This is a genomic window from Bacteroides sp. AR20 (genome assembly GCF_964250605.1).
GTDB lineage: Bacteria > Bacteroidota > Bacteroidia > Bacteroidales > Bacteroidaceae > Bacteroides > Bacteroides uniformis.
In genome coordinates, this window is record NZ_CAXUGK010000012.1 from 99,766 (window position 1) to 122,960 (window position 23,195).

The 23,195-nt window shown below is 49.0% G+C and carries 19 protein-coding genes, 1 tRNA gene and 2 pseudogenes; 16 read left to right on the plus strand and 6 right to left on the minus strand.

Annotated elements, in window-relative coordinates; translation table 11 throughout:
• Nucleotides 1-31: 31 nt before the first annotated feature.
• Nucleotides 32-2,092, minus strand: a complete 2,061-nt coding sequence (locus tag ACESTD_RS08410) for an acetate--CoA ligase family protein (RefSeq protein WP_005834364.1) — start codon at nt 2,090-2,092, stop codon at nt 32-34.
• Nucleotides 2,093-2,260: 168 nt separating this feature from the next.
• Here ACESTD_RS08410 and ACESTD_RS08415 point away from each other — a divergent pair, with 168 nt between their 5' ends.
• Nucleotides 2,261-3,193: an acyltransferase family protein gene (locus tag ACESTD_RS08415; RefSeq protein WP_373158758.1), complete on the plus strand. Its 933-nt coding sequence runs from the start codon at nt 2,261-2,263 to the stop codon at nt 3,191-3,193.
• Here ACESTD_RS08415 and ACESTD_RS08420 read toward each other — a convergent pair.
• From ACESTD_RS08420 to ACESTD_RS08430, 3 genes and pseudogenes are all read right to left on the minus strand, one after another.
• Nucleotides 3,180-4,198 (minus strand): annotated as a pseudogene (locus ACESTD_RS08420) (sensor histidine kinase). The gene ACESTD_RS08415 and the pseudogene ACESTD_RS08420 overlap by 14 nt on opposite strands.
• Nucleotides 4,199-4,208: 10 nt before the next feature.
• Nucleotides 4,209-4,967, minus strand: a pseudogene (locus tag ACESTD_RS08425) (LytR/AlgR family response regulator transcription factor).
• Nucleotides 4,968-5,032: 65 nt separating this feature from the next.
• Entirely contained in the window at nt 5,033-5,941 is a 909-nt protein-coding gene (locus ACESTD_RS08430) for a DUF6268 family outer membrane beta-barrel protein (RefSeq protein ID WP_034526003.1), read from the minus strand.
• Between the two features lie 246 nt (nt 5,942-6,187).
• Between ACESTD_RS08430 and ACESTD_RS08435 the strand changes: the two genes are divergently transcribed.
• The gene (locus ACESTD_RS08435; RefSeq protein ID WP_009037613.1) at nt 6,188-6,628 is read left to right on the plus strand and encodes a DUF6078 family protein; all 441 of its coding nucleotides are present in this window, start codon (nt 6,188-6,190) and stop codon (nt 6,626-6,628) included.
• A gap of 208 nt (nt 6,629-6,836) precedes the next feature.
• Here the strand turns inward: ACESTD_RS08435 and ACESTD_RS08440 are convergent, their stop codons facing one another.
• Nucleotides 6,837-7,688, minus strand: coding sequence for a PepSY-like domain-containing protein (locus tag ACESTD_RS08440; protein ID WP_373158757.1), 852 nt, complete (start codon nt 7,686-7,688; stop codon nt 6,837-6,839).
• A gap of 166 nt (nt 7,689-7,854) precedes the next feature.
• Here ACESTD_RS08440 and metG point away from each other — a divergent pair, with 166 nt between their 5' ends.
• From metG to ACESTD_RS08480, 8 genes are all read left to right on the plus strand, one after another.
• Nucleotides 7,855-9,897: a methionine--tRNA ligase gene (gene metG, locus ACESTD_RS08445; protein ID WP_057281445.1), complete on the plus strand. Its 2,043-nt coding sequence runs from the start codon at nt 7,855-7,857 to the stop codon at nt 9,895-9,897.
• Between the two features lie 92 nt (nt 9,898-9,989).
• On the plus strand, nt 9,990-11,435 hold the full coding sequence (locus tag ACESTD_RS08450; RefSeq protein ID WP_098032005.1) for a lipopolysaccharide biosynthesis protein: 1,446 nt from the start codon (nt 9,990-9,992) through the stop codon (nt 11,433-11,435).
• On the plus strand, nt 11,432-12,337 hold the full coding sequence (locus ACESTD_RS08455) for a beta-1,6-N-acetylglucosaminyltransferase (RefSeq protein WP_117689220.1): 906 nt from the start codon (nt 11,432-11,434) through the stop codon (nt 12,335-12,337). The genes ACESTD_RS08450 and ACESTD_RS08455 overlap by 4 nt, the downstream gene beginning before the upstream one ends.
• A 101-nt stretch (nt 12,338-12,438) precedes the next feature.
• Nucleotides 12,439-13,809, plus strand: a complete 1,371-nt coding sequence (locus tag ACESTD_RS08460) for a bifunctional cytidylyltransferase/SDR family oxidoreductase (protein WP_005830829.1) — start codon at nt 12,439-12,441, stop codon at nt 13,807-13,809.
• Nucleotides 13,806-14,621 carry a phosphorylcholine transferase LicD gene (locus ACESTD_RS08465; RefSeq protein ID WP_005830831.1) on the plus strand — a complete coding sequence of 272 codons (816 nt, stop codon included), beginning with the start codon at nt 13,806-13,808 and terminating at the stop codon, nt 14,619-14,621. The genes ACESTD_RS08460 and ACESTD_RS08465 overlap by 4 nt, the downstream gene beginning before the upstream one ends.
• Nucleotides 14,618-15,634, plus strand: coding sequence for a hemolysin activation protein (locus ACESTD_RS08470; protein WP_196072186.1), 1,017 nt, complete (start codon nt 14,618-14,620; stop codon nt 15,632-15,634). The genes ACESTD_RS08465 and ACESTD_RS08470 overlap by 4 nt, the downstream gene beginning before the upstream one ends.
• A 40-nt stretch (nt 15,635-15,674) precedes the next feature.
• Nucleotides 15,675-16,940 carry a glycosyltransferase family 4 protein gene (locus ACESTD_RS08475; RefSeq protein WP_005830834.1) on the plus strand — a complete coding sequence of 422 codons (1,266 nt, stop codon included), beginning with the start codon at nt 15,675-15,677 and terminating at the stop codon, nt 16,938-16,940.
• On the plus strand, nt 16,933-17,679 hold the full coding sequence (locus ACESTD_RS08480; protein ID WP_005830836.1) for a glycosyltransferase family 2 protein: 747 nt from the start codon (nt 16,933-16,935) through the stop codon (nt 17,677-17,679). Before ACESTD_RS08475 ends, ACESTD_RS08480 begins: the two co-directional genes overlap by 8 nt.
• A 265-nt stretch (nt 17,680-17,944) precedes the next feature.
• Here ACESTD_RS08480 and ACESTD_RS08485 read toward each other — a convergent pair whose 3' ends face one another.
• Complete coding sequence (locus tag ACESTD_RS08485) at nt 17,945-18,661, minus strand: NAD-dependent deacylase (RefSeq protein ID WP_005830840.1); 717 nt, start codon at nt 18,659-18,661, stop codon at nt 17,945-17,947.
• Nucleotides 18,662-18,843: 182 nt separating this feature from the next.
• Between ACESTD_RS08485 and ACESTD_RS08490 the strand changes: the two genes are divergently transcribed.
• The 6 genes from ACESTD_RS08490 to ACESTD_RS08515 all read left to right on the plus strand — a co-directional run bounded on the left by ACESTD_RS08490 (nt 18,844) and on the right by ACESTD_RS08515 (nt 22,915).
• Nucleotides 18,844-19,437, plus strand: a complete 594-nt coding sequence (locus ACESTD_RS08490; RefSeq protein WP_005830842.1) for an FKBP-type peptidyl-prolyl cis-trans isomerase — start codon at nt 18,844-18,846, stop codon at nt 19,435-19,437.
• Between the two features lie 19 nt (nt 19,438-19,456).
• Nucleotides 19,457-20,323, plus strand: a complete 867-nt coding sequence (locus tag ACESTD_RS08495) for an FKBP-type peptidyl-prolyl cis-trans isomerase (protein WP_373158756.1) — start codon at nt 19,457-19,459, stop codon at nt 20,321-20,323.
• A gap of 229 nt (nt 20,324-20,552) precedes the next feature.
• Nucleotides 20,553-21,017 carry an Lrp/AsnC family transcriptional regulator gene (locus ACESTD_RS08500; RefSeq protein ID WP_005830846.1) on the plus strand — a complete coding sequence of 155 codons (465 nt, stop codon included), beginning with the start codon at nt 20,553-20,555 and terminating at the stop codon, nt 21,015-21,017.
• Between the two features lie 9 nt (nt 21,018-21,026).
• A complete protein-coding gene (locus ACESTD_RS08505) occupies nt 21,027-21,338 on the plus strand; it encodes a DUF4491 family protein (RefSeq protein WP_005830847.1) in 312 nt (103 codons plus the stop codon).
• A gap of 92 nt (nt 21,339-21,430) precedes the next feature.
• Nucleotides 21,431-21,504: transfer RNA gene (locus ACESTD_RS08510), tRNA-Ile, on the plus strand.
• Nucleotides 21,505-21,646: 142 nt separating this feature from the next.
• Nucleotides 21,647-22,915, plus strand: coding sequence for a phage integrase SAM-like domain-containing protein (locus ACESTD_RS08515; RefSeq protein WP_373158755.1), 1,269 nt, complete (start codon nt 21,647-21,649; stop codon nt 22,913-22,915).
• Nucleotides 22,916-23,195 lie beyond the last annotated feature (280 nt).

A 23,195-nucleotide genomic window follows, 5' to 3' on the forward strand; every position in this document is an offset into this window, starting at 1 on the left:
CCTTTAATCCCTAATCCCTAATCTCTAACCCTTATTTTTCTATCCGAATGCGCGCATCCACCGCTATCACCTGCTTTTCAGTCGCCAACAATGGATTGATATCCATCTCCTTGATTTCCGTTGCAAAGCGCAGCAAGGTGGAAAGCCGTACAATAATTTCGGCAAATTTATCTTCATTCACTCCCTTCTGCCCACGCGTACCTTTGATAATCTTATAGGCACGCAACGAGTGAATCATGGAGTAAGCCTCCTCGTAGGACAACGGTGCAAGACCGGAAGATATATCCTTCAGCACCTCCACAAAAATACCGCCCAGACCGCAGAGTACCACATGTCCGAACTTCTCTTCATATTTGGCACCGATAAACAATTCCGTCCCTTTCAACATCGGCTGCACCATGATAGCACTAGCTTCGGGAATCTGCATCATACGGTCGAATTCCAATGCCAAATGCTGTTCACTCTTGATATTGAGCACAACACCGCCCACATCCGACTTATGCACCGGCCCCACCACCTTTGCCACCACCGGGAACCCCGTGCGACGCGCAAAGGCAAGCACTTCTTCCTTGTTGTCCGAAACAAACTCCTCCACAATAGGAATACCTGCAGAGCGGAGCAATGCCTGCACATAGTGCGGGGCGATATAACCGTCCGCAGGAATGGAATCTATAATCCGGCGGATACGGGGAACATCCACTCCAAAGAGCTCGATTTCATTATTGGCAGGCCGCGGGGCATTCATTATCCGCGAAAGTGCCGTGCCGAGAGTCACCTCATCGGCAAAGTTCACATGGCCCTTTGCCAGGAAAGCGGCAACCTCGGCTCCCGCCGTATTGATGGAAGGAAGAATCGGAAAAATCGGCTTCTTGCAATGCAGCATCTTCTCGTGCAGCACATCATACATTTCAAACATGGTCACCAGCCCCGGAGTGCCGAAAATAGCCATTACAGCATCAATATTGTCAAACTTCTCCTCACAATACTCCAGACAGAGGCGCAGATGTTCCGGCGTACCCGTAGCCAGAATATCAATGGGATTCCCCACAGCCGCACCGGGGAAAAGCTTACCCTTAAGTTCCTCCGCCACCGGTCCTTCCAGTTTCGGAACATTCAGTCCACCCTTACTCAATGCATCGGTCAGCATCACTCCCGGACCGCCGGCATGGGTAATGATGGCGAAGTTTTTCCCTTTCAGTTCCGGCAGTGTGAAGATACAACCTACGGTCGTCAACTCCTCGCGCGAATAGCAACGCACAATACCCGCCTTACGGAACAAAGCCTCTACCGCCGAATCGCTACTGGCAATGGCCCCCGTATGCGAACTCGCCGCCCGGCTGCCGCTTTCGCTACTGCCCGCCTTGATGGCCGCAATCTTGCAGCCCTTCTTGATGAGCGAGGATGCATGAAACAGCAGACGGTCGGGGTCACCGATACTCTCTATATAAAGAAGTTTTATTCTGGAATCCGCTTCCGGATTGAAGTGTTCGTCCATGTATTGCAACACATCCTCCACGCCGATTTGCTTGGCATTGCCCACAGACCATACAGAGTTGAACTGCAATCCCTTGGTCACGGCGCTCTCCAATATGAACACCGCTGTGGCACCGGAGCTGGAAATCAGGTCCACCCCTTGCGGATGCAGTTGCGGGATGGGCTGGCTGAATACACTGTGATGCCACGAGTTCATAAAACCGATACAGTTGGGGCCTATCAGAGAGGCTCCATACCGGTTCACCGTTTCCAGTATGCGATCTTCCAGCACAGCACCCTCATGGGTCTCCTCACCAAAACCGGCAGAAAGGATAATGAACGCCTTCACCTGCTTCTCCGCAGCAAGCATCTCCACCGCATCGGGACAAAGCGCGGCAGGTATGGCAAGGATGGCAAGGTCCGTATCGGGAATGTCCTTCACATCCGCAAAGGCAGCAACACCCTGCACTTCAGTCTCTTTCGGATTCACGGCACGAAGCTCACCGGTATATCCGCCGCTAAGCAGATTTTTCAGGATAGCCCCTCCGGGTTTGTGTACATTGTTGGATGCCCCCACTACCACAATACTGGCCGGGTGAAGTAATTGGCTTGTTATCATAGTCTGTTTTACATTAAGTTAATGATTCATGCACAAATATACATTTTCCATACATAAAAGCAATCGGTAAAAGAGAAAATAAGCTTAATCCCTTTGCAAAATATAAATAAGTTTACGGAAGTATATATATTTGTGCCATCAATAACAATACGCAGAAAACTACCCTATATGGAAAGCCGTGTCAAAGAGATAGATTATCTGAAATGCATCTTCATCACCCTGATGATTATCTTCCACCTTGTATATATAGGCGACAAGTATCCGTATGCGAAACAAATCGTCTATACGTTCCACATGTCCGCTTTCCTGATTATTTCGGGCTATCTGGCCAATAACCGGAAGGATGCCCGAAGCTTTCTCCGCAAGCTTCTATGGATTTTCATTCCGTATGCCTGCATGGAGGCGGCCTATACGTTGATGTCGCATTTCCTGCCCGTACGCGAAAGTGTAGATGCCATTACTCCTACCGTATTGCTCGACAAGATATTCCTCCATCCGATGGGGCCTTACTGGTATCTGCATACACTGATTCTGTGCAGCCTCATCTATTATATCACATTCCGCTATGTAAGGCTGTCGGTTGTCTCCCGGCTGGTTGTGACCGGTGTCTGCCTGTTTGCCCTTTCCCATTGGGGAGGATTGATGAACTTCTCCAATGCCCTCTATTTCCTTATCGGCATGACAGTGAGCCAAAGCGGGCTTCGTTTTACACAAGTCTTTCGCGCCACAACCTTCGCCATTGTTCCATTCGTAATACTATGCTGTTTTCCCGCCAATCTGGATAGGGGTACTCTGGCAGGAGTCGCCATCACCTGGCTTTCCATCAGCCTGCTGTTGGCAGCCTACGGCTATCTGCCGGTACAAGCCAAACGGCTTTCCTTCTTTATAGGGCGCAATACGCTGGTCATACTCCTTTTCTCACCCATTTTCACCATTCTGTCCAAGGCGTTTCTGCCCGTGTTCGCCTTCGACCCTACGGGGATGCTGTTCCTTGTCACTGCCACCGCCTTCACTCTTAGCGGCTGCATGGGTATGGCGTGGGCTATGGACAAGATGCACGTTTCCAGATTCTTCTTCGGGAAGAGGGCTATATTGTGCTGAGACGGTTCACGTCTTCGCCCACAAAGGGAAGTTTCACCACAAACTCCTTTTCGTCCTTAAGAATCTCCACCAGCGTGCCGTATAGGGCATACTGCCGTTGCAGGTTCTTCAATCCCGCTCTATTACTGGCCACATAGTTGCGCAACTGAAGATTTTGCGTACCGTAATCCCTTCGTTTCCTATGGATATATGGACTATCAGCGGCGACTTCTTTGTACTGATATTATGCTTCAAGGCATTCTCCACAAGCATCTGTATGCTGGCAGGAATGACGAGACAATGATGATTCCGCAAATCATCTTCTATCTCCACATGCAGCGCATCGCCAAAGCGGATATGCTCCAGGTATAAATACGACTCTACGAACGACAGTTCTTCCTGCACGGTCACCGTAGCTCTGCCATGCGTAGTGAGCAGATAACGGTACACCGTAGACAGCTTCTTGGCAAACCGGTTCGTCTTTTCGGTATCCTGATAAGCAAGGGAGGCAAGGACATTCAGACTATTGAATAAGAAATGGGGATTAATCTGGTTTTTCAGCACCTCGAACTGATACAGCGCCTTCTCCTTCTCGATGACAGCCATCTGCTTCTCCATCTCCGAACGTTGCAGGCTATAGAAGAATATCTCTATCTGCAGAACGATAATCCAGTTCCACGGCACTACCGGCAGGGAGCTTCTCAAGATATGCCAGAAATTTCCATGCCCGCCCATCAGCAGGAAGTTCAAGATGTACGTCAACAGAACAGCCAGTGCAGTGGTCAACACGATATCCACCAGAATCCTCACCGCATTGTTGCGCTGTTTCAGTCTTTTATATATCAAGTTGATAACCCCAAAGTCGATGAACCCCAGCCCTATGCACAAAGGAAGATTCAGAAAGAACTGCACCATGATATTCGCATACCACGGCTTACCGCTGATGACGTTATAAACGCACCCTATGACAAGCAACGAGACGGAAACCGTCAGTATAAAAAGGAATATGTATCTCTTATGCCTCATAACTTATAACTCATACCACTCCGTCCACCCATTTCAAGAAATCGGCCACGCGACTGCGGCTCACCAATACCTCGTGCGGGCACTCCGGCTCGAAGTAAAGCTTCAAGCGACTGCCGAAGTACCTGGAACTCTTCCGGATGGACCTAATGTTGGATATGCAGCTCCTTGAAACCCTAAAGAAAACATCCCTATCCAGCATTCCCTCCAACTGGTCCAGCGAGTAGCTGATGATATACCGTTTCCCGGAGAAGAGGTGCAGATAAGTCAGCTTGTCCTCACTATAAAAGAAAGCGACATCCGGAGTTTCTACGTAGCGGAAGGTATCGCCCACCTGCACCAGAAAACGGTTCTTCTTGTTGGCTGCCAAGTAGCCGAGTTCCAATTACCGATATTCGGGAGCCGCAGAACGGAGGGCACTGTTGCGCTCGAACTTGCACAAGGCTGCTTCTAGGTCGCTTTCTTCAATGGGTTTCAGCAGATAGTCGATGCTGTTTACCTTGAAAGCCTTGATGGCATATTCGTCGTAGGCGGTGGTGAAGATAACGGGCAAATCGACGGGACACTGCTCGAATATCTCAAAGCTCAACCCGTCGGACAAGCGGATATCTACAATCATCAAGTCCAGGCTACCCTGACGCAAGAGCAGTACAGCCTGCTCCACGCTCTCTGCCCAGCCCGCCAACTGCCAGGAAGGGCGCAGCCGTTGCATCATACGCTTCAGCTCTTCGTAGGCGAAGCGCTCATCTTCTACTAATAAATACTTTACCATACAACATGTCTGTTATTGCGACAAAGATACTATTTTACCTCTTGTCTTTACTAAAATGGCATTTGTCATTTCAGCGTATACCTGAATCCCACCGTCAGGCGCAGAGTCGGTCTAAAGCAAGGCTCGTCCTCATCGTTCTTGAAGTTATTGAGAAAACCTTTCAAACTACGGTCCGACATACTTATCCCGCGTATCCAGTTACCGCCCACTCCCAGATAAACAGCCGTCTTCCTACTCAACTGGCACGAAGGACTGATGTATGACCTCAGCATGACGGTAGAATAGATTTTCGATTTCCCGTCGACTTCCATCACGGCAGACATGCCGTCCATATCGAGGGCGGTCAGTTCCAGCTTCAGCTTCTTGTTCAGCCAGGTGGCGACGGACACTTTCATGCCGCTGGACATATCCACTTTCAGCTCATACCTGCCGGCATTCCTCCAACTGAAGTACATCATGGGCAGTATCATCGGGATACCGTAAGAGTTCGTCAACCCCGCACCGATGCCCAAGTCGAGGTTCTTCCGCAGTTTATAGACAAAGATGATTGCTCCATTAGCCAGTAGGGTCTTCATGGAAACCCCGTCCAACGGGGCATAGACACCGCCGCCCACAGAGGCTATGATACTCCACTTGTCGGACAGGGGACGGATGTGGGAGATATTCAGACTGGCATTCAGCAGATTGTCCGGATTCAACTCCCGCGCCTGCCCCTTATTATGGAATACGCCATAGGCAGCATTGACGGTTGCCGACCACGCCACCAGCCTGCCCTTGTCGTCATGCCTGACGGAAAGCGGCAGGTTATACCTTCCCGATACCATCATCAGGCTGCCCGAGCCATACTCGTTGCCGAGGTCATCCTTCAACGAACTTTCGGGCAGATAGTCGTAACTGATATAGCCTTGCCCCCGGCAGCAGAACGGCCACGCCGCAAGCCACAACACCAATAGAATCACAGAGTTTGTCTTCATGGGAATATGCAAATGTTTTCTGCAAATATAGTCCTGCGGCAAGTAAGCGGGAAGCATTTACGGACGGGGTGCGGAATGGGGAAGACGAAATGCGGAAACCGGAAGGCGGAATGATTCCATGTTTTACGTTACGCATTTCACGTTACGTAAAATACATAATATTTTCGGGATAAAACAAATATCAGGTGAAGCACCCATCAATCTCCAAACTAATTGTACCTTTGCGGAACTTTAAACAAAAAAATGATGAAAGAAGAAACTTTCGATTATTCCAAAGTTCCCCATAACTTCGGCTTATGCGCTACTGACACATGCCCTTATACTGACACCTGCCTGCGCCGGATTGCATATACGTATGCACCCTCAAACAACATCTTCCTATATGTACTGAATCCGAAAGCAATAGAGTCCACAGCGGGAAAATGCAAGTATTATTGCTCGAATAAGAAAGTGCGCTATGCCAAAGGCTTTATCCATACGGCAGAAGCCATCTCTGTCGGCCAGTCCGGCACGTTCCGCTACCGGCTCATCGGCTTATGGGGTATCCGAAGATATTATCAGAAGCGGAAAGGGGAAACTTTGCTCTCACCAACCGAGCAGCAACAAGTCATTGCAATTGCCCGTAACTTAGGACTCCAACGGACGGAGTACTTCGACGCTTATGTAGAAGAGTACGACTTCACATGACAGCTCCGGTCACCTCACATGATAACTCCGGTTACCCCAAACGGTAACTTCATTTACACTACGAGGTAAAAGGCTTTACACTATGATGTAACGACCGTTACAATATGGAGTAACGGCCGTTACACCCTATGGTAAACGGCTTTACATTAGAAGGTAAACAAGCAGTAAATACAATACGCTGATTTAAAGGGAAGTATTCAGTATAAGACTATGGCAGTATTTCACCTTCCGCTGTCACCTTTACGTAGATTTCCCTTTCCCCTTGCTCCATCTCTACCAAAAAGTAACTGCCATCGGGAGTCTCAATAAAGTCGGCATCATCAATGACATAACCGGGATGGGCAACCGTAACGGCGTTCTTCACTACATCCTCCAGATGTCTCTTACTGATATCCCAGATAGTATAGGCCCATGCACCCTCAGCGGTGAACATCACATCCTTGCTGATACTTCCGTGCACGATTTCGACTTCCGTCATACCGTTCTTTTCTTTTTCAATATCCACAATGCGGGCATTGGGATATTTCTCTGCTATAAAATCTTTGATGGCAGCGGAAATATCAGAAGGGAGATAATCTTCGGGAGAACCGCCGTTGTGCGCATCGGCCACTTCCTTCACCAGAATGCCGTCCTCCGAATAATAGAGGTCCATTTCCTGATTACCTTTCTCCACTTCGATGATGTAGACAACAGCCATTTCCTTACGTTCCAGCTTGTCTACATCTTCCACCTTCCATACATTATAATAGGTACTACTCTCGTAAGAGCTTCTCACCGGAGCGGGAAGGTCTGCATAACGGAGGTCGGTTTCGGTCATCTGCCATACACCGTCTTTGGTGAACCAGGCCTCCTTTTCGAAATTGTCCTCATGGAAATCAGCCACATAATATGCACCTTTTGTTTCCCATTCTATACGCTGGGCATTGGGATGCTCCTTGGCCAACGCATTACTCAGTTCCGCGGGCACGGAGATTCCGTCGTTGTCGTCATCATCACAGCTTTGCAAGGCAAAGGCAAACACGCCTAACGCCAATAATAAGAAGTACTTTTCCAGTTTCATAGTCATTTCGTTTTTTTACATTATCAATACCAAGTTTGTTCATTTTGTATGGCAAAGATGAAGCCTAAATCTGGAAAGAATCTGGAAGAATACTCATATTTTGCAGAAAACAGCTATCTTTGTGCCACTAAAAGCGTTCATAACAAAAGAGATACATAATAACACAATGGAAAAGAAATTCAAACGTACCACCGTGACCTCGGCATTGCCGTATGCCAACGGCCCGGTTCATATCGGACACCTGGCAGGCGTTTATGTTCCTGCCGACATTTATGTCCGCTACCTGCGACTGAAAAAGGAAGATGTAATCTTCATCGGCGGCTCCGACGAACACGGAGTGCCCATCACCATCCGCGCCAAGAAGGAAGGCATCACCCCGCAAGACGTGGTGGACCGCTATCATACGCTTATAAAGAAGTCTTTCGAAGAGTTCGGCGTTTCCTTCGACGTGTACAGCCGTACTACTTCAAAGACGCATCACGACACGGCTTCCGACTTCTTCCGCAAGCTGTACGATAAGGGAGAATTCATCGAAAAGACCAGCATGCAGTATTACGACGAAGAAGCTAAGACCTTCCTTGCCGACCGCTACATCACCGGCGAGTGCCCCCACTGCCATGCCGAAGGCGCTTACGGCGACCAATGCGAGAAGTGCGGCACCAGCCTCAGCCCCACGGACCTGATTAATCCGAAGAGTGCCATCAGCGGCAGCCAGCCCGTGATGCGTGAGACGAAGCACTGGTATCTGCCGCTGGACAAACACGAGGAATGGCTTCGCCAATGGATTCTGGAAGACCATAAGGAGTGGCGTCCCAATGTTTATGGCCAATGCAAGAGCTGGCTCGACATGGGCTTGCAGCCGCGTGCCGTGAGCCGCGACCTGGATTGGGGTATTCCCGTTCCCGTAGAGGGTGCCGAGGGCAAAGTGCTCTATGTATGGTTCGACGCCCCTATCGGCTACATCAGCAACACCAAAGAGTTGCTGCCCGACACATGGGAGAAATGGTGGAAAGACCCCGAAACGCGTCTGGTACACTTCATCGGAAAAGACAATATCGTGTTCCACTGCATCGTGTTCCCCGCCATGCTGAAGGCAGAGGGTAGCTACATCCTGCCGGACAACGTGCCGAGCAACGAGTTCCTGAACCTGGAGGGCGACAAGATTTCCACTTCACGCAACTGGGCGGTATGGCTGCACGAGTATCTCGTTGACTTCCCCGGCAAGCAGGATGTGCTGCGCTACGTGCTGACCGCCAACGCACCGGAGACAAAAGACAACGACTTCACCTGGAAGGACTTCCAGGCACGTAATAACAACGAGCTGGTTGCCGTTTATGGCAACTTCGTGAACCGCGCCCTGCAACTCACCAAGAAGTACTTCGACAGCGTAGTGCCCGCCGCAGGCGAACTGAACGACTACGACCGCGAGACGCTGAAAGAATTTGCCGACGTCAAGGCAGAAGTGGAGAAGTTGCTGGACGTATTCAAATTCCGCGACGCACAGAAGGAAGCGATGAACCTTGCCCGCATCGGAAACAAATACCTGGCAGACACCGAGCCGTGGAAGCTTGCCAAGACAGACATGGAGCGCGTAGCCACCATTCTCCACATCTCGTTGCAGTTGGTCGCCAACCTTGCCATTGCTTTCGAACCGTTCCTGCCCTTCAGCAGCGAGAAGCTTCGCAAGATGCTGAACATGGACAGCTTTGACTGGGCAGAGCTGGGACACACCGACCTGTTGCCTGCCGGACATCAGCTGGGCACCCCCGAACTGCTGTTCGAAAAGATAGAAGACGACGTCATCCAGGCACAAGTAGACAAGCTGCTTGCCACCAAGAAGGCAAACGAAGCCGCCACCTACAAGGCAAGCCCCATCAAGCCGACCATCGCCTTCGAAGACTTCGAAAAGCTGGATATCCGCGTAGGTACAGTGCTTGAATGCGAAGCAGTGCCCAAGATGAAGAAGCTGCTGAAGTTCAAGATTGCCGACGGGCTGGAAAACCGCACCATCGTCAGCGGCATTGCCCAGCACTACAAACCGGAAGAACTGGTAGGCAAGCAAGTGCTGTTCATCGCCAACCTCGCTCCACGCCAATTCAAGAACGGGCTGGTAAGTGAGGGAATGATTCTCTCTGCCGAGAATTATGACGGCTCGCTGGCGGTGACTTCACTGCTGAAAGAGGTGAAGCCGGGCAGCGAGGTGAAATAAAACAGTAACAAGGTAACGAGTTAACAAGGCTACAAGGAGGAAGGAAAAGCCTCGTGGCCTTGTTAACTCGTTGCCTTATCAACCAATAAACTATGTCCGATACATCACTCAAAGAAAAAACAGCCAAAGGCCTCTTCTGGGGAGGATTCAGCAACGGCATACAGCAGTTGTTAAATCTGGGATTCGGAATAGTCCTTGCCCGTCTGCTGGATGCTTCGGATTATGGTATGGTAGGGATGCTTACCATCTTCTCCGCCATTGCCGCCGCCTTGCAGGAGGGTGGGTTCATTTCGGCACTGACCAACCGGAAGGAGACTTTGCACAAGGATTACAACGCCGTGTTCTGGTTCAGCCTGATGTGCAGCACTACTATATATATATTACTCTTCTTTGCCGCACCGCTGATTGCCGACTTCTACGATACGCCCGAGCTGATACCGCTGTCCCGTCTCTCCTTCTTGGGATTCGTCATTTCCAGCATGAGCATTGCACCGAGGGCATATCTATTCAAGAACCTCAGAATCAAGGACACTACCGTCATTTCTATTTCAAGTCTGATAGTCTCCGGTATTGTGGGCATCACATTGGCGGCAAACGGATTCGCCTATTGGGGGATTGCATTGCAAAGCATCTCTTTCATCACCGTAATGACGATTCTTAACTTCTACTTCTCGCATTGGAGACCCCGCTTCCGGTTCGACTTCACACCCATTAAGGAGATGATAGGGTTCAGCAGTAAGATAATCATTACGAATATCTTCACCATAATCAATAACAATTTGTTTTCCGTCTTGTTGGGTAAGTTCTATTCGGAACGGGAAGTGGGTAACTTTACGCAGGCAAACAAGTGGAACGGCATGGGACATACCACGATTACGGGCATGATAAACGGCATTGCACAACCCGTCTTTACCCGGGTTGCCGACGACAAGGCACGACAACTTGCCGTATTCAGAAAGCTGCTGCGCTTCACCGCCTTTATCTCTTTCCCCGCCATGCTGGGATTGAGCTTGGTATCGAAAGAACTGATTATAATCACTATCACGGAGAAGTGGCTGCCCAGTGCCGATATCTTGCAACTGTTATGTATTTGGGGAGCATTTATTCCCGTCATCAATCTGTTCTCCAACCTGCTCATCAGCCGGGGACATTCTTCTATCTATATGTGGAGCACCATCAGCTTGAGCCTGCTGCAAATAGTAGCTGTATGTGCCATATACCCATACGGGTTGGAATGGATGCTGCGTATTTTCGTCATTATCAATATCGGCTGGCTGTTTGTATGGTTCCGTTTTGTCAAGAGGGAGATAGGATTAAGACTGCGCGATATGCTGAAAGACATCTCTCCTTATCTCTCCCTATCCATTGTACTCGTAGTGTCAACTCACTATGCTACTCAGCCCATAGAAAACCTATACTTAAATATGGCAGCCAAAATCATTATGGTAGCTGGGCTTTATGCACTGGTTTTGTGGAAACTACAATCTACCATCTTCCGGGAAAGCATTGAATTCCTCTTAAAGAAAAAAAGAGCATGAGCCGCATAGCCTACATCATATCCGCCTACAAGGATGCCCCACACTTGGCACGCCTGGTTGCCGCACTGGATGACCGGGCAGACTTCTACGTGCACATCGACCTCAATGCCGATATACACCCTTTTGAAGAAGCCTTGGGAGACAAGGTCACTTTCGTGCCCCGCCACCGGATAAGCTGGGGAGGATGGGAACAAGTGGAATATCAGAAAGAATTGCTTGCCGCCGTATTGCACAGCGGTATCCCCTATACCCGCGTAGTATGCCTGAGCGGGCAAGACTATCCGTTATGGAACAACAACGCCATCCACCACTATTTCGAGGAGTATCAAGACACTGAATTCATCGGCGGTTTCAACCTGACACACTGCACCGTGAAACAGCAGTTGCACAAGATAACCCATTACCACCCTTTCCGTGACCTGCCTTGGAAGAGTATATGGTGGAAGAACAAACTCATCGTAGCATCGCGCAAGCTGGTACAGATACTCCCCATCCGGAAAGCCCCTTTTGCACCCTTGGAAGGCAAGCAGGCAGATGTCTATTTCGGTTCCGACTATTGGGCCATCACGTTGCCCTGCGCACGATATGTATATGAAAAGTTGTGCACGGAGGAGAAGCTGGTGAAGTATTTCAGAACCAGCTTTGTACCCAGCGAACTGTGCATACAGACCATCGTATTCAACTCCCCTTTTGCCTCAAAAGGGCTTCTTTTAGAGGGAGAATACCCCGGACTTACCCGTCTCACCCCCTTGCACTACATAGACTACGGCGCATCCATCCGCGTGATGACACTCGAGGACCTGCCGGTATTGCGGCAGTCTGGAAAGATGTTCTGCCGAAAAATAGTAAGCGGCACATCAGACAGATTAGTGGAAGCCATAGAGCAGACAAGAAGAGAATAAAAAGAGAGTTATCCCAACAGATATGCCACTTTATCCCAACCGGAATGCTGCAAAGAAGCAATTAATTCGTATTTTTGCAGCATCACATTTCTATTGATACAATGAAAAAGAATGTAGCAGTCATATTGGCAGGAGGAGTCGGTAGCCGTCTGGGATTGTCCACTCCCAAGCAATTCTTCAAGGTAGCGGGAAAAATGGTCGTGGAGCACACCATCGATACTTTCGAAAGCAATCCACATATTCACGAGATAGCTATCGTATCCAATCCTTTCTATATCTCCGATTTCGAATCTATCATCATCAAGAACGGATGGAAGAAGGTCAAGAAGATATTGAAAGGCGGACAAGAACGGTATCATTCCAGCCTATCCGCCATCAAAGCCTACGAAGACACTGACGTCAATCTGATATTCCACGATGCCGTACGTCCGTTAGTGAGCCAGCGGATTCTGAATGACGTTATTGCCGCATTGGAAACCTACAAAGCTATTGATGTGGCAATGCCCGCCACGGATACCATTATACAAGTCAATGACAGATTCATTCAGGAAATCCCAGACCGCAGCAAACTGATGCGAGGACAGACTCCGCAAGCATTCCATCTGGAAACCATCAAGCATGCCTATGACATTGCCTTGCAAGACCCGGCCTTTAAAGTGACCGACGACTGCGGCGTAGTAGTGAAATACCTTCCGGAAGTACCGGTTTATGTAGTGAACGGCGAAGAAAGCAACATGAAGCTGACCTATAAGGAAGACACCTATCTGCTGGACAAATTCTTCCAGCTGCGCAAAAGTGAACTGAACACCTTGCCCATCGACCAGGAAAACAACCTGAAGAACCGGGTTGCAGTCGTATTCGGCGGTAGTTACGGCATCGGCGCAGACGTGGCTCAGCTACTCAAAGAGAAAGGAGCCAACGTATTCTGCTATTCGCGCAGCATGAACGGAACGGATGTAGGCAACAAAGAGCAGGTGAGCAAAGCCTTGCAGGAAGTGTACCGCCAATGTGGACGGATAGACTACATTATCAATACTGCCGGACTGCTGAATAAAGAACCTCTGATGAGTTGCGACTATCAGACCATCTGCAACGCTGTGAACACCAACTATATGGGTACTGTCAACGTGGCACTTGAAGCCTTCCCCTATCTGAAGGAGAGCAAAGGTAAACTCGTATTCTTCACTTCCAGTTCCTACACTCGGGGGCGTGCCTTTTACAGCATCTATTCATCGACCAAAGCCGCCATCGTGAACTTTGTGCAAGCCATAGCACAAGAATGGGAACCGTTCGGCATCAGCGTGAACTGCATCAATCCGGAACGTACCAAGACACCGATGCGTGTCCATAACTTCGGCATCGAACCGGATAACACCTTGCTGACCTCCGAGCAAGTAGCCATTACCACCATACAGTCACTGCTTTCCGAATTCACCGGACAAGTCATCGACGTAAAAAGAGAAGAAGTATGAAGAACCAATACCTATCGGACTACGTTGCCGACAACCTACGCGCCTGCCAACTGAAGCAACTTTCCATACTGAAAGAGGTGGACCGCATCTGCCGGAAACACAAGTTAAGCTACTGGCTTGACGGAGGCACACTGTTGGGAGCCATGCGTCATGGAGGATTCATCCCCTGGGATGATGACATAGACATCGGCATGACACTGGAAGACATGCAAGCATTCATGAAGGTAGCCCCCTCCGAACTACCCGACACACTGTTCCTGCAAACCCCGGAAAGTGACCCTACCAGCAAAGAGCCCATCGTCAAGATAAGGGATTTAAACTCAATCTATATTGAAGCAGGAGATACCTTCAGCGTAGAGTATCAGAAAGGACTATACGTAGATATATTCCCTTTCATCGACTACCCCACCGTGCCCCGCCCATGGGCAAAGAAGCTGTGCAAAGGCATCTCCGTCAGTTACTCCATCCTACACGCGCAACACTACTACTCGCTGCGCTCCTTTGCAGAATTCTTCTACTTCGGCATGAAGTATGCGCTTTTCAAAGGGATATGGGCAATGCTCTGCCTGGTACGCCCCAAAGGGACCTATCTTTCGAATATACTCATCAATAACGGATACGGCATCATGCACCGTAAAGATTCCGTCTTTCCGCTCTCCACCATCACTTTCGAAGGAAAAGATTTCCCGGCACCGGGCAATGTGGACGCCTATCTGAAAGATTTATATAAAAACTACATGGACATTCCTCCCAAAGAGAAGCAGATAGTCCATGCCTGCTATATTCACCCGGAACTAAAACCATTGCCATGAAACCAGCCCTTGTAGATGTATCTGTACTGATTCTTTTCTTCAACCGCCCCAAACTGCTGGCGCAAGTATTCGAACAAGTGAAGAAAGCACGCCCCGCACGACTGTTTCTCTATCAGGACGGCCCGCGCGGCGAGCGTGACATGCCGGGCATAGAAGCTTGTCGCAAAGTAGTGGCAGACATCGACTGGGAATGCGAAGTACACCACAACTACCAAGAGAAGAACTACGGCTGCGACCCATCGGAATACATGGCACAGAAGTGGGCATTCTCCTTGTCGAACAAATGTATCGTGCTTGAGGATGACGACGTGCCTGCCGTCTCTTTCTTCGGCTTCTGCAAGGAACTGCTCGACAAGTATGAGCACGACACACGCATCAGCATGATTGCCGGATTCAACAACGAGGAGATTACACCGGACATCACTTCCGACTACTTCTTCGCCACCACCTTCTCCATCTGGGGATGGGCGAGCTGGCGGCGGGTGACGGACCAATGGGATGAATTCTACACCTTCCTGGACGACAAGGAGAACATGCGGCAACTGAAGAACCTCATCCACACACGGCGCTACCGCAAAGACTTCATCTACATGTGCCAACGCCACCGCGAACACGGGAAAGCCTATTACGAAACCATCTTCCACGCTTCCATGTTGTTCAATTCGGGTCTGAGCATCGTGCCCACCCGCAACATGATAAACAATCTGGGAGCCACTGCCGACTCCACCCACTTTGCCGGCTCCGTGCACACCATGCCGCGCGGTTACCGCCGCATCTTCACCATGAAACGCCACGAAGTGGAGTTTCCACTGAAGCACCCTCGCCACGTCATCGAGAACACAGCCTACAAGGATAGCGTTTACCGCATCATGGCATGGCGGCATCCCTGGATAAAGATTGCACGGTCGTTCGAGGAACTGGCGTTGAACCTACGGTACGGCAACTTCACCATCATATGGCAAACGCTGCAAAAGCGTATCCGGAAATGGACGAAACAAGACCGGCATCTGTAACAAGAAAAAACATTCAAAAAAGAAGAAACGAACAACAGTCATGAGAGTACTACTTATCAATACATCCGAACGCATCGGCGGCGCAGCCATCGCCGCCAGCCGTCTGATGGAATCACTCAAGAACCACGGCATCAAAGCCAAGCTGCTGGTGCGCGACAAGCAGACCGACCAAATCTCCGTTGTGTCACTAGACCATAACTGGCGCATGGTGTGGAAGTTCGTCTGGGAGCGCATTGTCATCTGGAGCGCCAACCGCTTCAACAAGAAGAACATCTTTGCCGTAGACATTGCCAACACGGGGACAGACATCACCTCACTGCCCGAATTCCAGCAAGCAGACGTCATCCATCTGCACTGGATAAACCAAGGGATGCTCTCGCTGAAGAACATCGAGAAGATTCTCGCCTCGGGCAAGCCCGTCGTCTGGACCATGCACGACATGTGGCCCTGCACTGGCATCTGTCACCATGCCCGCGAGTGCACCCACTACCAGCAGGAATGCCACAACTGCCCCTTCATCCACGGAGGCAGAGGCAAACGTGACCTTTCCTACCGCATCTTCCACAAAAAGCAGGCATTGTATCGCAACCGTCACATCAACTTCGTCACCTGCAGCCGCTGGCTGGAAGAACGTGCCCGGACAAGCGCCCTCTTCTGCGGACATGCCGTGACGTGCATCCCCAACCCCATCAACACCAACCTCTTCAAGCCCCGCAACCGACAGGAAGCCCGCAGCCGTTGCCTACTGCCGCAAGACAAAAAGCTCATGTTGTTCGGCTCGGTGAAGATTACGGACAAACGGAAAGGCATTGACTACTTGATAGAATCGTGCCGACTGCTGGCCGACAAGCATCCCGAACTCCGGGAACAGTTGGGTGTCGTCGTCTTCGGCAACCAATCGCAACAACTGGAAAACCTGCTTCCATTCAAAGTCTACCCGCTGAACTTCGTCAGCAACGAACACCAACTGGTGAACATCTACAATGCCGTGGACATCTTCGTGACCCCCTCGCTGGAAGAGAACCTGCCGAACACTATCATGGAAGCCATGGCATGCGGCATTCCCTGCGTCGGATTCAACGTGGGCGGCATCCCTGAGATGATAGACCATCTGCACAACGGCTACGTGGCACAATACAAATCCTCGGAAGACTTTGCCAACGGCATCTACTGGACGCTGACCGAACCCGACTACCCCAGCCTCTCGGAACAAGCCTGCCGGAAAGCCATCTCCCACTATTCGGAGAACGTCGTCGCCAAGAAATACATTGACCTTTACAACAAAGTGACCGGAAGAAATGCATAACCACCCCACCCCGAAATTCAGCATCATCACCGTGACCTACAATGCCGAAGCGGTACTGGAGGACACGATTCAAAGCGTTATCTCGCAAACCTACCACCACGTAGAATACATCCTTGTGGACGGTGCGTCCAAAGACGGCACGCTCTCCATTATCGACCGTTACCGCGACCGCATCACCCGCATCGTGAGCGAACCGGACAAGGGATTGTACGACGCCATGAACAAAGGCATCCGCCTTGCCACCGGCGATTACCTCTGCTTCCTCAATGCCGGCGACAGCTTCCACGAGGACGACACCTTGCAGCAGATGGTGCGTTCCATCTCCGGCAACGAACTACCCGACGTGCTGTACGGCGAAACGGAACTGGTGGACAAGGAAGGTCACTTCATCCGCATGCGCCGCCTCGCCGCCCCGGAAGTGCTTACTTGGCGAAGCTTCAAGCAGGGCATGCTGGTCTGCCATCAGGCCTTCTTTGCCAAAGCTTCCCTTGTAGAACCCTACGACCTGCAATACCGCTTCTCCGCCGACTTCGACTGGTGCATCCGGGTGATGAAGAAGGCAAGGGCGTTACACAACACCCATCTCACCCTCATCGACTATCTGGAAGAGGGAATGACCACCCAGAACCGGCAAGCATCCCTGCGCGAACGCTTCCGCATCATGGCGCGGCATTACGGGCTGATGAGTACCGTAGCCCATCATGCCTGGTTCGTATTACGGGCCGTGATAAAGAAATAGCACAAATTTCGAGGACAAATATACTTTGTTCCCGCAAGACCTATACCTTGCGGGAATCCCCCCTATACCCAGCTCTCTACAGTATAGGAGTGAGTACCCAAAACATCCCCATGTTTTCACCTAAAACATCCGGATGTAATGGGGCAAAACATCCCCATGTTTTGGGGTAAAACATCCGGGTGTTTTGGAGAAAGACATCCAGATGTTCTGCATATTAAGTCCTATACCGTGAGGGGCTAAGTCCTAAGACGTAGGAGATTAAGTCCTAAGGCAAAGGAGGCTGGGTAGCTGTAAGCAGCGCCTTCAACTCTTTTACCCCTTCCGAAGCTCCCTTTTGAATGACATGTATCGGACGCATGACGTGCGTGTCCACCGGCTTGGGGTCTATCAGATACACTTCGGCGGCACGGGGCACGTAGTTCAGCAGTCCCGCAGCGGGATAAACGTTCAGGCTGGTGCCGATGATGACGAAGATGTCCGCCTGCTCCACATACCGGATGGCAGTCTCAATCTCCGGCACCGACTCGCCAAACCACACGATGAACGGGCGGAGCTGCGTACCGTCGCCCGCCTTGTCGCCCAACTTTACTTCATATTCCTCCGGCGCCAGTTCCTTGACGAAATGCGGATTATAAGGGTCGCGGCTGGAACAAACCTTCGTCAGTTCCCCATGCAAGTGTATCACGTGCGTACTGCCGGCACGCTCGTGCAGATTATCTACGTTCTGGGTGACGACCGTTACATTGAAATCCCTCTCCAGGTCGGCAACGCCCAGATGCCCGGCATTCGGCACCACATCGAGCAACTGCTTGCGACGTTCGTTATAGAAATTAATGACCAGTTCCGGATTACGTGCATACCCCTCGGGAGTCGCCACCTGCTCCACCGGATATTTGTCCCATAATCCGCCCGCATCACGGAATGTGCTGATGCCGCTCTCGGCGCTCATACCAGCACCCGACAATATGACCAAGTTCTTCATTTTCCGCTCCTTTCCTTTATTAAAGTAAGACAAATATAAGAAGAATGTTCAAGTTGTGATATAAATAAGAAAAATTAAATACTTAAAAGCCTTATCATTCAAATAAAAGACGTACTTTTGCCACTCATAAATTTGCAATAGACTGGAAAAGAAACCAATCCGGTCGTCAACAAAAGAATCTTATGGACAAATTCAGTTATGCTATCGGCCTTGGAATAGGTCAGAATCTTTTAAGCATGGGTGCCAAAGGCATTGCAGTAGATGACTTTGCACAAGCAATCAAAGACGTTTTGGAGGGCAACCAGACGGCAATCAGCCACACAGAAGCCCGTGACATCGTCAACAAGTACTTCGCCGAACTGGAGGAGAAGATGAACGCAGCAAACATAGAAGCCGGCAAAAAGTTCCTGGAAGAGAACAAAAAACGCGAGGGAGTTGTTACGCTTCCCAGCGGACTTCAATACGAAGTTATCACAGAAGGAAACGTCGGTCACTATGCCAAAGCAACCGACCAGGTACAATGCCACTACGAAGGCACACTGATTGACGGAACGCTGTTCGACAGCTCCATCAAGCGCGGCCAGCCTGCCACATTCGGTGTAAACCAAGTGATACCCGGTTGGGTGGAAGCCCTTCAGCTTATGCCCGAAGGTGCCAAGTGGAAACTCTACATCCCCAGCGACCTGGCATACGGAGCGCAGGGTGCCGGCGAGATGATTCCTCCCCACAGCACGCTCGTATTCGAAGTCGAATTACAGAAAATTTTATCTAAATAAACAAACAAGTAAAAGCAAAATGAAAAAAGTAACATTTCTCATGGCTCTTGCAGTAGCTGCCGGCATGGCATCTTGTACTGCTCAAAGTCCGAAAGCTGATTTGAAGACGGACATCGACTCATTATCTTACGCCATCGGTATGGCACGTACAGAAGGTTTGGACCAGTATCTTGCACAACAAGGCATTGACTCAACCCAGATGTCAGAATTCCTGAAAGGTTTCAACGAAGGCGCAGCCAAAATCGATAAGAAAGACGTGGCTTACATGGCCGGTCTGCAAGTAGGCCAGATGGTCAGCAAGCAATGGGTGGAAGGCTTCAACCAACAAATCTTCGGCAACGACTCCACACAGAGCATCAGCCGCGAAAATCTGCTGGCAGGTTTCGTAGCAGGTGTCATCGGCAAGGGTGGTGCTATGGATATGATGAAAGCTCAAGAGTACATGCGTACTCAGATGGATGCCATCAAAGAAAAAGCAACTGCAGAAAAGTATGCTGACAACAAAGCTGCCGGTGAAAAGTTCCTGGCTGAGAACAAGGCTAAAGAAGGTGTAGTAACTACCCCGAGCGGTCTGCAATACAAAATCATCACCAAGGGTAACGGTGCCGTTCCTGCCGACAGCAGCAAGGTGAAAGTAAACTACAAAGGTACGCTGATTGACGGAACAGAATTCGAAAGCTCTTACAAGCGCAACGAACCTGCTACTTTCCGTGCCAACCAGGTAATCAAAGGCTGGACAGAGGCCCTCACCATGATGCCCGTCGGCTCTAAGTGGGAACTCTATATCCCCTACGACCTGGCATACGGTTCAAGAGAAACCGGTAGCCAAATCAAGCCGTTCTCTACTTTGATATTCGAAGTGGAACTGCTGGGTATCGAGAAGTAATGTAACAATCCGAAGGGAGGGGCAAAACCCTCTTGATACTTCTTTTAGGCGCGGATTACGCGGAATACGCGGATTTGGTAAACTAAATCCGTGAAATCCGCGTAATCCGCGCCTTATCGTTACCCCTCACTTTTATTCATTTTTCCGTCCCTTTTTATAGATAAATTAAAATAAAGTCCTATATTTGCTTACTATTTGATAACAACAAGAACTTTACTTATTTACTATTATGGAAAAAATAGACAATCTTGACCGGCAGATTCTGGAAATCATTTCCCAAAATGCCCGTATCCCTTTCAAGGACGTAGCTGCTGAATGTGGCGTGTCACGTGCTGCCATCCATCAACGTGTACAGCGCCTGATTGACCTTGGCGTTATTGTTGGCTCAGGCTATCATGTAAATCCCAAGTCCCTTGGATACAGAACCTGCACTTACGTAGGAATCAAGCTGGAAAAGGGCTCCATGTATAAGACGGTAGTTGCTGAGCTGGGCAAGATTCCCGAAATTGTAGAATGCCACTTCACCACTGGTCCGTACACCATGCTGACTAAGGTATATGCCCGCGACAACGAGCATCTGATGGATTTGCTGAACAACAAGATGCAGGAGATTCCTGGCGTAACCGCTACCGAGACCTTGATTTCCCTGGAACAGAGCATCAAGAAGGAGATTCCTATTTGCCCCGAGAAATAACGAACAACAATGGATTTCTTGAACGAATATCATCTGTCGGGCCTTGTCATAGGTATCTGCACATTCCTCATCATCGGCTTGTTTCACCCCATAGTTGTGAAAGCCGAATATTATTGGGGCACCAAGTGCTGGTGGATTTTCCTTTTACTCGGCATCGGCGGCATCATTGCCTCCCTTTATACGGAGAACATCATGATAGCCTCCCTTTTGGGCGTCTTTGCATTTTCCTCGTTCTGGACCATCAAGGAGATATTCGAGCAGGAAGAACGAGTGAAAAAAGGCTGGTTTCCCAAGAATCCAAAACGAACTTATAAGTTCTAAGGACAAAGGTTATAAGGAATTTTATCCAAAAGTCTTGCATATTTCAATAGAAAATGCTACTTTTGTCCCCGCTATCCAAGCAAGGATGCATCGGACTTGTAGCTCAGTTGGTTAGAGCAACAGACTCATAATCTGGAGGTCCCTGGTTCAAGCCCAGGCTGGTCCACAAACTAAAAGGCTGATTCCTAACGGAATACAGCTTTTTTTTGTTTGCAGACCCTCCAGATATAAATCTGTTGCTCTTGGTTGATTTACTCCTATTTTAAGCAGATGTTGACTAATTGTTGACTAATTAAAATAGAGCTAATATGCTGACTATTAAAGCTGAGATTAAAAGGAGTGAACTAAAAGTTGACGGAACTTATAACGTCAAGATTAGATTCACATTAGACCGCAAGGTAAAACGCTTATCCACCAATCTGTTTGTAACTCAACAAGACCTAACTAAATCCCTCAAATTCAAAGAGGACACTTCCATTAAGAGAGAGATAGATAGGCTTGTTCTCTATTATAGGGAACAGTGTCTAAAACTGCAATTAGACCAAAATCATTATTCATTGGATGAGATAATTGAGTTCCTAAACGGAGAGCAAGAGAAGCAACAAACCATTGACTTTATAAAGTTCAGTCGTGAGTGGATAGCTTCTACTACCATAAAAGGAGCACCCAATTATACAACTGCCATCAATGCTTTGGTACGGTTTGTTGGTAAAGAGGAATTGGATATAAATCTTATCACCTTAGACTTCTTGGAACAGTTCAAAGCATTTTTAATTGGAGAACGTGATGCACGTACCAAGAAACTGATGCAGCAAGGTAAACGTGTGACCTCTAACCGCACTCTTTCCCTCTACTTGGTAAGCATCAAGAAGCTGTTCAATGAAGCCAAACGTAAGTTCAATAAGAAGGACAAGAACCTTATTCTTATTCCTAACTCACCCTTTGAAGACTTCAAGATACCTAAACAGGAAGCTACACGTAAGAGAGCCATTCCAGCAGACATCATTAAAAAGGTGTGGAAGCTGCCTTATAAAGACATGAAGAAAGGATATAAGTCCACTTGCCGTTATAATTTGGCTAAGGATTGTTTCATTCTCTCATTCTGTCTTATGGGAATCAACTCAGCAGACCTTTACAATGCTACTGAAATGAGAGGGAACACTATTATCTATAACAGAACCAAGACCAAGGCTCGTAGATTGGATGGTGCAAAGATGATGGTAGATATTCCTAAGATAGTACAACCTCTTATTGAGAAGTACAAGGATAGCACAGGAAAACGTCTGTTTAACTTCCATCAATTCTATGGGGATGAAAAGACTTTTAACAAGGCTATCAATTCTGGATTGAAAGAGATTGGTTCAATATTAGAAGTAGATGATTTGGAGTACTATGCAGCAAGGCATAGTTGGGCTACTATCGCTCTCAACAAAGTAGGCATAGACAAATATACAGTCCATGCAGCCCTCAACCATATTGATGACTCTATGAAGGTGACAGACATTTATATTGAACGCGACTTCGTAAATGAAAACAAGGCTAATACCAAGGTTGTGAAATACGTGTTTGGTAAGTAAGCTAATAATTCCTCACTTGTAGCAATGCAGGTGAGGATTATTTTTTTTAACTTTGCCTTAAACTAATAATCATGGAGAAGTTAAAAGAAGATTGCATTGATACAGACGAACGTTTGGAGTACATGAAAGCTATCGCAGAAATATATGTGCCAAATCTGGATGTAGCTAACACTTGAAAAGGGACCCGGAACAACATTTAAAAAGTGCCCCACCCATGGGTATGTTTAACCGAACAAAATTGGTATATTCATAAAAACCAATGGCGTTCATAATATGTACC

Bases quoted from the DNA above. Each gene is read 5' to 3' on its own strand.
- metG (WP_057281445.1), top strand. From the start codon at position 7,855: ATGGAAAAGAAATTCAAACGTACCACCGTGACCTCGGCATTGCCGTAT.
- ACESTD_RS08515 (WP_373158755.1), top strand. From the start codon at position 21,647: ATGCTGACTATTAAAGCTGAGATTAAAAGGAGTGAACTAAAAGTTGAC.
- ACESTD_RS08475 (WP_005830834.1), top strand. From the start codon at position 15,675: ATGAGAGTACTACTTATCAATACATCCGAACGCATCGGCGGCGCAGCC.
- ACESTD_RS08415 (WP_373158758.1), top strand. From the start codon at position 2,261: ATGGAAAGCCGTGTCAAAGAGATAGATTATCTGAAATGCATCTTCATC.
- ACESTD_RS08495 (WP_373158756.1), top strand. From the start codon at position 19,457: ATGAAAAAAGTAACATTTCTCATGGCTCTTGCAGTAGCTGCCGGCATG.
- ACESTD_RS08500 (WP_005830846.1), top strand. From the start codon at position 20,553: ATGGAAAAAATAGACAATCTTGACCGGCAGATTCTGGAAATCATTTCC.
- ACESTD_RS08470 (WP_196072186.1), top strand. From the start codon at position 14,618: ATGAAACCAGCCCTTGTAGATGTATCTGTACTGATTCTTTTCTTCAAC.
- ACESTD_RS08505 (WP_005830847.1), top strand. From the start codon at position 21,027: ATGGATTTCTTGAACGAATATCATCTGTCGGGCCTTGTCATAGGTATC.
- ACESTD_RS08455 (WP_117689220.1), top strand. From the start codon at position 11,432: ATGAGCCGCATAGCCTACATCATATCCGCCTACAAGGATGCCCCACAC.
- ACESTD_RS08465 (WP_005830831.1), top strand. From the start codon at position 13,806: ATGAAGAACCAATACCTATCGGACTACGTTGCCGACAACCTACGCGCC.
- ACESTD_RS08490 (WP_005830842.1), top strand. From the start codon at position 18,844: ATGGACAAATTCAGTTATGCTATCGGCCTTGGAATAGGTCAGAATCTT.
- ACESTD_RS08430 (WP_034526003.1), bottom strand. From the start codon at position 5,941: ATGAAGACAAACTCTGTGATTCTATTGGTGTTGTGGCTTGCGGCGTGG.
- ACESTD_RS08460 (WP_005830829.1), top strand. From the start codon at position 12,439: ATGAAAAAGAATGTAGCAGTCATATTGGCAGGAGGAGTCGGTAGCCGT.
- ACESTD_RS08450 (WP_098032005.1), top strand. From the start codon at position 9,990: ATGTCCGATACATCACTCAAAGAAAAAACAGCCAAAGGCCTCTTCTGG.
- ACESTD_RS08485 (WP_005830840.1), bottom strand. From the start codon at position 18,661: ATGAAGAACTTGGTCATATTGTCGGGTGCTGGTATGAGCGCCGAGAGC.
- ACESTD_RS08480 (WP_005830836.1), top strand. From the start codon at position 16,933: ATGCATAACCACCCCACCCCGAAATTCAGCATCATCACCGTGACCTAC.
- ACESTD_RS08410 (WP_005834364.1), bottom strand. From the start codon at position 2,092: ATGATAACAAGCCAATTACTTCACCCGGCCAGTATTGTGGTAGTGGGG.
- ACESTD_RS08435 (WP_009037613.1), top strand. From the start codon at position 6,188: ATGAAAGAAGAAACTTTCGATTATTCCAAAGTTCCCCATAACTTCGGC.
- ACESTD_RS08440 (WP_373158757.1), bottom strand. From the start codon at position 7,688: ATGAAACTGGAAAAGTACTTCTTATTATTGGCGTTAGGCGTGTTTGCC.